Consider the following 12,307-nt stretch of genomic DNA (forward strand, 5'->3'; position numbering starts at 1 on the left):
AAACCGATAAGATGAGTAATGAACTTTTAGATGCCTTAACGATTCTTGAAAAAGAAAAAGGCATCAGTAAAGAAGTGATCATAGAAGCCATTGAAGCTGCTTTGATCTCAGCTTATAAGCGTAATTTTAATCAGGCTCAAAATGTGCGCGTTGATTTAAACCGCGACACAGGAACAATGAGAGTCTTTGCAAGAAAAGATGTAGTTGATGAAGTATATGACCCAAGACTTGAAGTTTCTGTTGAAGAAGCTCAAAGCGTAAATCCAAGCTATCAAGTAAATGATGTTCTTGAAATGGAAGTTACGCCTAAAGACTTCGGCCGCATTGCAGCTCAAACAGCCAAGCAGGTTGTAACGCAGCGTGTGCGCGAAGCAGAACGCGGTGTGATCTACTCTGAATTTGTAGATCGCGAAGAGGATATCATGACTGGCATTGTCCAAAGAATTGATTCTAAATTTATTTATGTGAGCCTTGGCAAAATTGAGGCGCTGCTTCCTGTAAGCGAACAAATGCCAAATGAGAAATACAAGCCTCATGACCGCATTAAAGTATTTATCACAAAGGTTGAAAAAACAACAAAAGGACCTCAAATTTTCGTTTCACGCACTCATCCTGGCTTATTAAAACGATTATTTGAAATTGAGGTTCCTGAAATTTATGACGGCACGGTAGAAATTAAATCAGTGGCACGCGAAGCTGGCGACCGTTCGAAAATCTCTGTGCACTCAGACAACCCTGAGGTTGATCCGGTTGGTTCATGTGTAGGTCCTAAAGGCCAGCGTGTACAGGCAATTGTAAATGAATTAAAAGGCGAAAAGATTGACATTGTAAAATGGTCAAACGATCCTGTTCTGTTTGTGGCCAATGCTTTAAGTCCATCTAAAGTTCTTGATGTTAATGTGAACGAAGATGATAAAGCGACAACAGTGGTTGTTCCTGATTATCAATTATCGCTTGCTATCGGCAAAAGAGGCCAAAATGCACGTTTGGCGGCAAAATTGACAAACTGGAAGATTGATATTAAAAGCGAGACAGACGCACTGCAAATGGGCATTTATCCTCGTGCAGGAGCAAATGTTCCGCTTGACGAAAGCGATGATGATGAGCCGCTTTTTTCTTTCAATCAAGATGAATTAGACAAGTAAGAGGTGAGGCAATGTGAACAATCAAAGAAAAGTTCCGCTGCGCAAATGCGTGGCAACTGGGGAAATGAAGCCGAAAAAAGAACTTGTTCGTATTGTCCGTTCAAAAGAAGGAGAAGTTTCCGTTGATCCTACAGGCAAGAAGAACGGACGCGGAGCTTACCTCTCACTTGATAAAGACTGTATTTTACAAGCTAAAAAGAAGAATGTACTGGCTAATCACCTGCAAGTAAAAATTGAAGATGCCATCTACGAAGAATTGCTTCAGCTAGCTGAGAAGGAGAAACATTAATGGTATGGTAAAGCATCAATGGATGTCCTTATTGGGCTTAGCAAATCGGGCAAGAAAGATTGTTTCAGGAGAAGAACTTGTCATCAAAGAAGTTAGACAATCACGTGCAAAACTTGTTCTGCTCTCAAAAGATGCATCAGAAAATACTGCTAAAAAGGTTCATGATAAATGCAGTTTTTACAACATTCCTGTTGTCTCGGTCCCGGATCGGTACCTGTTAGGTCAGGCGATTGGAAAGGATGCTCGAGTAGTTGTGGCATTAGTTGATGCAGGCTTTGCTGCAAAAATGAAAACCTTGCTCGATTAAATTTCTTGGGGGTGACCATATGACGAAAATGAGAGTTTACGAATATGCAAAAAAACAAAACATATCAAGCAAGGATGTTATTACAGCCTTGCAGAGTATGAATGTTGAAGTCAGCAACCATATGTCAACAATTGACGATCATGTAATTGTCAAACTGGACGGAAAATACAAGGCAGATAAGAAAGAAACAACTAAATCCATTTCTGTCAAACAAAGGGAAGATCACAAAACGCCTATGCAAAAACAAGAGAATACTAACAACACAAAACCGGCTAATCCAACTAAACCAGCAGCAAAAGGCGGCAGCAAGCCTTTTAGCCAGCAGGGAAAATCAAATAATAACAACAATAACCGCAACAACAATAACAAGAAAAATTTCGGCAACAAGAAAAACAGCAGCAATAATAATCAGCGCAGACCTCAGGGAGCAGCACCTGTACAGCCTAAAAAGGAAATGCCGAGCAAAATTACTTTTACAGGCAGCCTTACAGTAGGAGAATTGGCAGGAAAGCTTCATAAAGAGCCTTCTGAGATCATTAAAAAATTATTTATGCTTGGCGTCATGGCAACAATCAATCAGGATCTTGATAAAGATTCAATCGAATTGATTGCCGGCGAGTATGGTGTGGAAGTTGAAGAAGTTATCGTATTTGACGTAACTGAATTTGAAGGCTATGCAACAGAGGATCAAGAAGATCAGCTTCAAATCCGTCCTCCGGTTGTTACAATTATGGGTCACGTTGACCATGGTAAAACAACTTTACTCGACTCAATCCGAAATACAAAAGTAACTGCAGGCGAGGCTGGCGGAATCACTCAGCATATCGGTGCCTATCAGGTTGTTGTAAACAACAAAAAAATTACATTCCTTGATACTCCGGGACATGCTGCGTTTACAACAATGCGTGCCCGCGGTGCTCAAGTAACAGATATTACAATCCTTGTCGTAGCAGCTGATGACGGCGTTATGCCTCAAACAGTGGAAGCAATCAGCCATGCTAAAGCGGCTGAGGTTCCAATCATTGTAGCTGTAAACAAAATGGATAAAGAATCGGCAAACCCTGACCGCGTAATGCAGGAACTGACTGAATACGGTCTAGTATCTGAAGCATGGGGCGGGGACACAATCTTTGTTCCGCTTTCAGCTTTATCAGGCGACGGGATCGATGAATTGCTTGAAATGATCCTTCTTGTCAGTGAAGTAGAAGAATGGAAAGCAAATCCAAACCGTGCTGCAACAGGAACGGTTATTGAAGCTCAGCTTGATAAAGGCCGCGGTTCAGTTGCAACACTTCTTGTTCAAAATGGTACACTTCGCGTAGGTGACTCAATCGTAGTGGGTAATACATTCGGACGTGTCCGTGCAATGGTCAATGACCTTGGACGCCGTGTGAAAGAAGTAGGACCTTCAACACCTGTTGAGATTACAGGACTTAACGATGTACCGCAGGCAGGAGATCAGTTCATGGTCTTCACTGATGAGAAAAAAGCCCGCCAGGTTGGAGAAGCGCGTGCAAGCAAGCAGCTTGATGAACAGCGTAAAGAAGGCGCGAAATTAAGCCTTGATGATCTGTTTGAACAAATTAAACAAGGCGATATCAAAGATATCAACCTGATCGTCAAAGCAGATGTTCAAGGATCTGCTGAAGCTTTGGCTGCTTCTCTTCAAAAAATTGATGTAGAAGGCGTTAAAGTAAAAATCATCCTTACAGGCGTTGGAGCAATCACGGAATCTGACATTATTTTAGCTTCTGCTTCAAACGCGATTGTAATCGGATTTAACGTGCGCCCTGATGGGAATGCTAAGAGAACGGCTGATGCAGAAAAAGTAGACATTCGACTCCACCGCATCATCTACAAAGTAATTGAAGAAATTGAAGCAGCAATGAAGGGAATGCTTGACCCTGAATTTGAAGAAAAAGTCATCGGTCAAGTTGAAGTCCGTCAAACAATTAAAGTATCTAAAATCGGTACAATTGCCGGTTCTTATGTAACAGACGGCAAAATCACCCGCGACAGCAGCATCCGTGTTATTCGCGACGGAGTCGTTGTCTTCGAAGGTGAAGTGGACGTTCTGAAACGTTTTAAAGATGATGTAAAAGAAGTTGCGCAAAACTATGAGTGCGGGATTACGATTAAAAACTTCAATGATATCAAAGAAGGAGATATCATCGAAGCATACGTCATGGAAGAAATTGAGCGCAAGTGATTGGATATGCAGAATGTGAGTGCATGATTTATGATGCACAATCATTGAAGGACAAACGGGCTGTTTTACAGCGTATTTTGATGAGGCTGAAGCAGAGGCACAATGTCTCTGTTTCAGAAATTGATTTTCAGGACACATGGCAGAGAACCAAGATTGGCATCGTCGCCATCACATCAAATAAAGTTCAAACAGAAAAAGAATTGAACAAAGCTCTTGCTATGATTGATTCTTTTCCAGAGATTGAACGCACTGTAACCTCGTTTGATTGGCTTTAACAGTGAGGTGATAGCATGAGTTTACGAGCGAACAGAGTCGGCGAACAAATGAAAAAAGAATTAGGCGAAATTATCAGCCGGAAAATTAAAGATCCCCGAATTGGATTTGTTACTGTTACAGATGTAAGAGTGTCAGGAGATCTGCAAATTGCAAAAGTCTACATTTCAGTTCTTGGAGATGAAGAAAAGAGAGAAAACACTTTAAAAGGCCTTGCAAAAGCAAAAGGCTTTATCCGTTCTGAAATCGGCCAGCGCATAAGGCTGAGAAAAACACCTGAAATCCTTTTTGAATTTGATGAATCCGTTGATTATGGAAACCGGATCGAAACATTGATCCATGAAATTAATCAAGAAAACAAGCAGGAAGATTAACGGGAGAGGATAGACATCAGTCTATCCTTTTCGTTTATGTAATCTGACTGGATAGAAGGGCGGAAAGCATGCAATGGAAGGTGTTTTATTAATAAATAAGCCTGCCGGAATGACATCACATGACTGTGTTGCTAAAATGAGACGAATTGCCAGGACAAAAAAAGTCGGTCATACCGGAACGCTCGACCCAGATGTTACAGGAGTTCTGCCTGTCTGCCTTGGACGGGCAACTAAGATTGTTGAATATTTAACGGCAGCATCAAAAACATATGAAGCAGAAGTTACCATTGGTTTCTCAACAACGACAGAGGACTCCTCCGGTGAAGTGGTTGAAAAGAAGAAAGTGGATGCGGTTATTACGAAGGAAGATGTCCTAGAAGCGCTGAAGTCTCTTACAGGTGAGATCGATCAGGTGCCTCCGATGTATTCAGCGGTGAAAATAGGAGGGAAAAAACTGTACGAATATGCAAGAGCAGGGCAGACAATTGAGCGGCCATCGAGAAAAATCACGATTCACGAAATGACCCTTTTATCTGACATAGAAATCAAAGAAGATACCGTTTCTTTCCGTTTTAAAGTTCAATGTTCCAAGGGTACATATGTAAGAACACTTGCTGTGATGATCGGCGAAAAATTGGGTTTTCCTGCTCATATGTCGCATTTAATCAGAACAGCTTCAGGACCGTTTTTAATTGATCAATGCCACACCTTTGAAGACATCGAGGAAATGGCAGAAGAGGGCAGACTGCAGGATGAACTCATCCCTATCAGTACAGCTTTAAATCATTTGCCCAAATTGTCCATAAATGATACATTAGCAAAGAAAGTGAAAAATGGTGCGGTGCTTGAGGTTCCGTCTGGTTTTGAACAGTATGCGGCTGAAGACTCCATTGCCGTATATGATGAACAGGGAACCTGCCTTGCGATATACAAGCAGCATCCCGAAAAACCCCACTTCCTTAAACCTTCCAAAGTCCTTGTCATCTGACCTGGCGGGAAGAAAGCTGATACAGAAAAGGTGAAACACGAGTGAAAACGATCAAACTAACGCATCCGCACTCTTTAAACGACATAGAAATGCCTCAGCTGGCAATGGCGCTTGGCTATTTTGACGGCGTTCATCGTGGGCATCAGGAAGTTATATTAACAGCCAAAAAAACAGCAGAAGAAAAAGGATTAAAAAGTGCAGTTATGACGTTTGATCCTCATCCTTCGGTCGTTTTAAGAAAAAATATTCAGCACGTCGAAGCGATTACAACCCTCCAGGACAAAATTGATTTAGTTGAAAAGCTTGAAATTGATTATCTTTTTATCGTTCAATTTTCCGAAGAATTTGCAGCATTGCTTCCCCAGGAATTTGTAGACCAATATATTATCCGCTTGAATGTAAAACATGTAATAGCAGGCTTTGATTATTCTTATGGAAGACTTGGCAAAGGAACGATGGAAACCTTGCCGTTTCATTCAAGAAGCGCTTTTGAACAGACGACAATCACCAAGCAGACAGATCATGACCGGAAAATCAGTTCAACCTTGATCAGGGAGGTACTGAGAAACGGGGATGTAGAGTATGCATCACGCCTTCTGAACAGGCCTCACAAGGTAAACGGAACTGTGATACACGGAGATAAGCGCGGGAGAACAATCGGGTTTCCAACGGCTAATATAGAGCTTGACGGGGCATATATCATCCCGCCTACAGGGGTATATGCTGTCAGATTTCAAATTGGGGAAGAGATTTACAATGGAGTATGCAACATTGGCTACAAACCTACCTTTTACGATGAAAAAAAACTAAAACCAAGCATAGAAGTCCATATTTTTGAGTTTAATAAATCTATATATGGAAAGAATGTTTCTATATTCTGGTATAAACGGATAAGAAGCGAGCAAAAATTCGGTTCCATTGACGAACTGATCCAGCAGATCGGCAAAGACAAAGCTTCCGCTGAGCAATTTTTTCAAGATCTGCAAGATTAACACTTGCCTTATTCCACGAAAAATAGTATTCTAATACTTGTAACTTTTATAACCATTGCTTGGCAAAACGATTCACCAACGTTTGCTCGGTAATTGGGGTTTTTAAATGAAGGAGGTGAATAGGATGGCAATCACTCAAGAACGTAAGAATGAAATTATCACTGAGTACAGAACGCATGATACGGACACTGGTTCTCCAGAAGTTCAAATCGCTATCCTAACTGAGGATATTAACAATCTTAATGGACATTTACGTGTTCACAAGAAAGACCACCATTCACGTCGCGGTCTTTTGAAAATGGTAGGTAAACGCCGTAATCTTTTGACGTACCTGCGCAATAATGACGTAACTCGTTATCGCGATCTAATCAACAAGCTTGGTTTACGCCGATAATCTTTGAAAAGCGGGAGAATTCCCGCTTTTTTAGTGTATTAAAATAAGAAAAGCAGGAGCGTTTTGACCTGATCATTTCAGACCTGGGATCCAGGCGCTGGAGCTTGCATGAATGCGGAAATTTAAATATTCTATACGAATAAACAATAAGATTTTCACGTGATCTATTTACATACCGGAATAACATTGATATGTTGAATTTAAATGGTTCATAATAATACATAATTGTATGTTGTGACTTATATGACGAGAGGAGTTCATTCTTATATGGGACAAGAAAAACAAGTGTTCTCCATTGATTGGGCTGGAAGAGAATTGACCGTAGAAGTTGGCCAGCTGGCAAAACAGGCCAACGGCGCGGCACTGATCCGCTATGGAGACACAGCTGTATTAAGTACAGCAACAGCATCAAAAGAACCTAAAACGGTTGACTTTTTCCCGTTGACTGTCAATTACGAAGAGCGCCTGTATGCCGTTGGTAAAATTCCAGGAGGATTTATTAAACGCGAAGGACGCCCAAGTGAAAAAGCAATCCTTGCAAGCCGTCTGATTGACCGTCCATTGCGTCCATTGTTTGCAGATGGATTCCGCAATGAAGTACAGGTTGTCAGTATCGTGATGAGTGTCGATCAGGACTGTTCATCTGAAATGGCTGCAATGTTTGGTTCATCCCTTGCGTTAACTGTATCTGACATCCCGTTTGAAGGTCCGATTGCAGGCGTTGTTGTCGGACGTGTGGATAATGAGTTTGTCATCAATCCGACAGTTGACCAAATGGATAAAAGCGATATCAACTTAATTGTTGCTGGCACAAAAGATGCCATTAACATGGTAGAAGCAGGAGCAAATGAAGTTCCTGAGGAAATCATGCTTGAAGCGATTATGTTTGGTCATAATGAAATCAAGCGTCTGATTGCATTCCAGGAAGAAATTGCAGCTCAAGTAGCGAAAGCAAAATCAGAAGTGAAACTGTATGTTCTTGATGCTGATCTTGAGACAAGCATTCGTGAAATGGCTGAAAAAGACTTGCTTTCAGCGATTCAAGTGCAGGAAAAACATGCACGCGAAGAAGCCATTAATGAAGTGAAGAAAACAGTCGTTGCTCATTTTGAAGAGCAGGAAGCAGAAGCTGACACTCTTAAACAAGTGAAAGAAATCCTCTCGAAATTAGTTAAACAAGAAGTCCGCCGTCTGATCACTGAAGATAAAGTCCGCCCGGATGGACGTAAAATTGATGAAATCCGCCCTCTTTCTTCTGAAGTCGGCTTATTATCCCGCACGCATGGTTCAGGTCTGTTCACACGCGGACAAACTCAGGCGCTAAGCATTTGTACGCTTGGAGCACTTGGAGATGTGCAGATTCTTGACGGTCTTGGCATTGAAGAAACAAAACGTTTTATGCATCATTACAATTTCCCGCTGTTCAGCGTAGGGGAAACTGGATTTATGCGCGGACCTGGACGCCGTGAAATCGGCCATGGCGCGCTCGGCGAAAGAGCTCTTGAGCCTGTCATTCCTTCTGAAAAGGATTTCCCGTATACAGTTCGTCTTGTATCAGAAGTTCTTGAATCAAACGGTTCAACCTCACAAGCAAGTATTTGTGCAAGCACACTTGCCATGATGGATGCGGGTGTTCCTCTTAAAGCTCCTGTAGCAGGGATTGCAATGGGACTTGTGAAATCAGGAGAGCATTACTCAGTGCTGACTGATATTCAGGGAATGGAAGATCACCTTGGAGACATGGACTTTAAAGTAGCAGGAACGGCTAAAGGCGTAACTGCCCTTCAAATGGACATTAAAATCGAGGGTTTATCCCGTGAAATTTTAGAAGAAGCTCTTCTTCAGGCTAAAAAAGGACGCATGGAAATCCTTGAATCAATGCTTGCAACGATCAAAGAGCCTCGCACTGAGCTGTCTCAATATGCTCCTAAAATCTTAATGATGGCGATTAATCCTGATAAAATCCGCGATGTTATTGGGCCAAGCGGTAAACAAATCAATAAAATCATCGAAGAAACTGGCGTTAAAATTGACATTGAACAAGACGGAACGGTCTTTATTTCGTCAACGAATGAGGAAATGAATCAAAAAGCGAAGCAAATTATTGAAGACATTGTCCGCGAAGTTGTTGTCGGACAAATGTATTTAGGAAAAGTGAAGCGCGTTGAAAAGTTCGGTGCTTTCGTTGAAATATTCAATGGCAAAGACGGTTTAGTACACATTTCTGAACTCGCAGAAGAGCGCGTTGGAAAAGTTGAGGATGTTGTTAAAATCGGTGATGAGTTGCTTGTGAAGGTAACTGAAATTGATAAACAAGGTCGCGTCAATCTTTCTAGAAAAGCAGTTCTTCGTGACGAGAAAGAAAAAGAAAAGCAAAATTCTTAAAGTGTAGAAGCCAGAGAAGCTAGTCTGGCTTCTTTTTGCATTTTTCCAGGTAACCATGGCATCTCTTGCAACATGTTCTACCTTGTCCCCTTCGTACATATTTTCTAGTAAAAAGGGGGAAGACAAACATGAAGAGGTTCCATTTATTAAGCATTGCGCTCATCATAATCGTAACTGGTGCTGTTATACAGAATCCATATACATCAGCCTATGTGTCTACAATGAAAGTAGAAGATGTTTCAGCTGTAAAGCAGCCCGATGAGCTCTATCAGGCGATAGCTGCAAAGGCAAAGGACTATGAAAAGCCGGCACAGGATGCTCAAATACATACCGTCTGGAAAGCTACTCCCGGCTACAATGGCATAACGGTTGATATTGATGATTCGTATAAAAAAATGAAGAAAAAAGGGAAGTTCGATGAAAAGCAGCTTGTCTTCAGACAGGTTAATCCAAAAGTTCACTTAGGCGACTTGCCGCCTGCTCCCATTTACAGAGGACACCCTGATAAATCAATGGTTTCTTTTCTCATTAATGTTGCCTGGGGAAATGAATATCTTCCAGCTATGCTTGAAGTGCTTGATAAGCATGGAGTAAAAGCTACCTTTTTCCTTGAAGGAAGATGGGCAAAAGAAAATCCGGGACTTGTCAAAAAAATAAAAGAAGCAGGTCATGAAATCGGGAATCATTCCTATTCCCATCCTGATATGGCAAGAATCACAACAGACCAAATCCGTAAACAGATTGGTTCAACAAATGAAGTCATCAAAGAGATAACAGGCACCGCCCCAGTCTGGTTCGCACCTCCAAGCGGAAGCTTCAGGCAGGACGTGATTACAGCAGCAGATGAATTTAAGATGGAGACGGTTCTTTGGTCAGTTGATACGATTGACTGGCAAAAGCCCGAACCCAGCGTTTTAGTTGAACGCGTCCTTAAAAAGGTTCATAATGGTGCTATGATTCTTATGCATCCTACTGATTCCACGTCTAGAAGTTTAGAAACATTGATTCAGTCAATAAAACAGAAGGGCTATTCTTTCGGTTCTGTCTCAATGCTCATGGATGAAGAACGGCTGCCTGCATCTAAATAACATATTCACATCAATTACAAATCCTTGGAGCTTACAGATAGATAGGAGGAACAAGTTTGATTAAAAAGTATACATGCCAAAATGGTGTAAGAATCGTGCTCGAGAATATTCCCCATGTAAGATCAGTTGCAATCGGGGTATGGATTGGCACTGGCTCACGAAACGAAAATGAAAAAAATAATGGGATTTCCCACTTTTTAGAGCATATGTTTTTCAAAGGCACAAAAACAAGATCAGCACGGGAAATTGCTGAATCATTTGACAGCATCGGCGGGCAAGTAAACGCTTTTACTTCAAAAGAATACACGTGTTATTATGCAAAAGTGCTTGATGAACATTCTGACTATGCACTTGAAGTGCTTGCAGATATGTTCTTCAACTCAACGTTCGATGACATTGAGCTGAAAAAAGAGAAAAATGTTGTTTATGAAGAAATTAAAATGTATGAAGATACTCCGGACGATATCGTACATGATTTACTCAGCAAAGCAACATACGGCGATCATCCGCTGGGGTATCCTATTTTAGGAACAGAAGAAACGCTTGCTAAATTCGAAAGCGACACATTAAGAGAGTATATGGATCAATATTACACTCCAGAAAACGTCGTGATTTCTGTAGCCGGCAATATTTCAGAGAGCTTTATTTCGGAGGTCGAAAAACAATTCGGTTCGTTTGAGACGTCTCAAAAGGGAACTGAAATTGGTGCACCTGAATTCATGACTCATAAGCTTGCGCGCAAAAAAGATACAGAGCAGGCACATCTTTGCATCGGCTTTGACGGACTTCAAGTCGGCCACGAAAAAATTTACGATCTGATTGTATTAAATAATGTACTTGGCGGCAGCATGAGCTCAAGACTGTTCCAGGATGTCCGTGAGCAAAAAGGGCTTGCCTATTCCGTTTTCTCCTATCACTCTTCTTACGAGGACAATGGCATGCTGACGATTTACGGCGGCACAGGACGTGCTCAGCTTGATGTTCTGTTTGAAACGATCCAGGAAACACTTGCTACATTGAAAAAAGAAGGCATCACTTCAAAAGAGCTTACAAACAGCATTGAGCAAATGAAAGGCAATTTGATGCTCAGCTTAGAAAGTACAAACAGCCGCATGAGCCGAAACGGTAAAAATGAACTTCTTCTTGGCCGTCACCGCAGCCTGGATGAAATGATTGAAAAGATTAATGAAGTTACTGCAGATAATGTAAATGCACTCGCAAAACAATTATTTACGGATGACTACTCCATTGCTCTGATCAGCCCGGACGGAAAGCTTCCTTCTGCTTTAAAACAATAATCAGTTAGACCTGCAGGGAATTTCCTGCAGGTCTTTTTTATGTCCAAATGTATATATATGATAAAAAGGATGGTGGTTCCATGAGGCTGAGCGAGCTGAGCGGAAAAGAAATTGTGGATGTGAAAAGAGCCGAAAGACTGGGAATTTTAGGACAGACGGACCTTGAGATTAATGAACAGACCGGTCAAATAACCGCCCTTGTCATTCCGTCTGTCAAATGGTTTGGATTCAGAAAGCAGGGAGGTGAAATAAGAGTTCCCTGGCTTCACATTAAAAAGATTGGCACCGATATGATTATTTTAGACATTGAAGATGATCAAATCAAACTTTTAGAATGAAAGCGATTGGGCGACAATCGCTTTTTTTTATGGGATCTCTTCTTAAAAGAGCAGCAATACGATTCATGATTTCTGTGAAGAGGCTGATCAGCTCCTGATGTTAAAATGCTGAAAGTCAACTGCCTGACTCACAATTATATGCAGGAAAGTCTATCACCCCGCCCGCTGATATTACATAAGATGTTTAAGTAAGTTCACTCAGGATTTAATCAATATGAATATATACA

Annotated in this window: 13 protein-coding genes; all 13 read left to right on the forward strand. The window is 41.4% G+C overall.

Going from position 1 to position 12,307, the window contains the following annotated elements; genetic code table 11:
- Window positions 1-11: 11 nt before the first annotated feature.
- The 13 genes from nusA (at window position 12) to AC3ISE_RS09935 (ending at window position 12,080) form a co-directional block, all read left to right on the forward strand.
- Window positions 12-1,145: a transcription termination factor NusA gene (gene nusA / locus AC3ISE_RS09875; protein ID WP_070877285.1), complete on the forward strand. Its 1,134-nt coding sequence runs from the start codon at window positions 12-14 to the stop codon at window positions 1,143-1,145.
- Between the two features lie 13 nt (window positions 1,146-1,158).
- A complete protein-coding gene (rnpM, locus tag AC3ISE_RS09880; RefSeq protein WP_133311035.1) occupies window positions 1,159-1,434 on the forward strand; it encodes an RNase P modulator RnpM in 276 nt (91 codons plus the stop codon).
- Window positions 1,435-1,438: 4 nt separating this feature from the next.
- Window positions 1,439-1,741: a YlxQ family RNA-binding protein gene (locus AC3ISE_RS09885; protein WP_070877287.1), complete on the forward strand. Its 303-nt coding sequence runs from the start codon at window positions 1,439-1,441 to the stop codon at window positions 1,739-1,741.
- Between the two features lie 19 nt (window positions 1,742-1,760).
- Entirely contained in the window at window positions 1,761-3,950 is a 2,190-nt protein-coding gene (infB, locus tag AC3ISE_RS09890) for a translation initiation factor IF-2 (protein WP_489224050.1), read from the forward strand.
- On the forward strand, window positions 3,947-4,225 hold the full coding sequence (locus tag AC3ISE_RS09895) for a DUF503 domain-containing protein (protein WP_070877289.1): 279 nt from the start codon (window positions 3,947-3,949) through the stop codon (window positions 4,223-4,225). The genes infB and AC3ISE_RS09895 overlap by 4 nt, the downstream gene beginning before the upstream one ends.
- A 15-nt stretch (window positions 4,226-4,240) precedes the next feature.
- Entirely contained in the window at window positions 4,241-4,597 is a 357-nt protein-coding gene (rbfA, locus tag AC3ISE_RS09900) for a 30S ribosome-binding factor RbfA (protein ID WP_070877290.1), read from the forward strand.
- A gap of 73 nt (window positions 4,598-4,670) precedes the next feature.
- Window positions 4,671-5,585: a tRNA pseudouridine(55) synthase TruB gene (gene truB / locus AC3ISE_RS09905; RefSeq protein WP_489224051.1), complete on the forward strand. Its 915-nt coding sequence runs from the start codon at window positions 4,671-4,673 to the stop codon at window positions 5,583-5,585.
- A 41-nt stretch (window positions 5,586-5,626) separates the two neighbouring features.
- Entirely contained in the window at window positions 5,627-6,577 is a 951-nt protein-coding gene (ribF, locus tag AC3ISE_RS09910; protein ID WP_489224052.1) for a bifunctional riboflavin kinase/FAD synthetase, read from the forward strand.
- A gap of 124 nt (window positions 6,578-6,701) precedes the next feature.
- Window positions 6,702-6,971: a 30S ribosomal protein S15 gene (rpsO, locus tag AC3ISE_RS09915; protein WP_070877293.1), complete on the forward strand. Its 270-nt coding sequence runs from the start codon at window positions 6,702-6,704 to the stop codon at window positions 6,969-6,971.
- Between the two features lie 267 nt (window positions 6,972-7,238).
- Window positions 7,239-9,356, forward strand: a complete 2,118-nt coding sequence (gene pnp / locus AC3ISE_RS09920; RefSeq protein WP_489224053.1) for a polyribonucleotide nucleotidyltransferase — start codon at window positions 7,239-7,241, stop codon at window positions 9,354-9,356.
- A 128-nt stretch (window positions 9,357-9,484) separates the two neighbouring features.
- Entirely contained in the window at window positions 9,485-10,444 is a 960-nt protein-coding gene (locus AC3ISE_RS09925) for a polysaccharide deacetylase family protein (protein ID WP_489224054.1), read from the forward strand.
- Window positions 10,445-10,500: 56 nt separating this feature from the next.
- Window positions 10,501-11,742 (forward strand): M16 family metallopeptidase, encoded by a 1,242-nt coding sequence (locus AC3ISE_RS09930; RefSeq protein WP_489224055.1) that lies wholly within the window; start codon window positions 10,501-10,503, stop codon window positions 11,740-11,742.
- Window positions 11,743-11,822: 80 nt separating this feature from the next.
- Window positions 11,823-12,080: a YlmC/YmxH family sporulation protein gene (locus AC3ISE_RS09935; RefSeq protein WP_070877297.1), complete on the forward strand. Its 258-nt coding sequence runs from the start codon at window positions 11,823-11,825 to the stop codon at window positions 12,078-12,080.
- Window positions 12,081-12,307: the final 227 nt, after the last annotated feature.

The sequence above is a fragment of the Metabacillus sp. KH_069 genome (assembly GCF_057838075.1).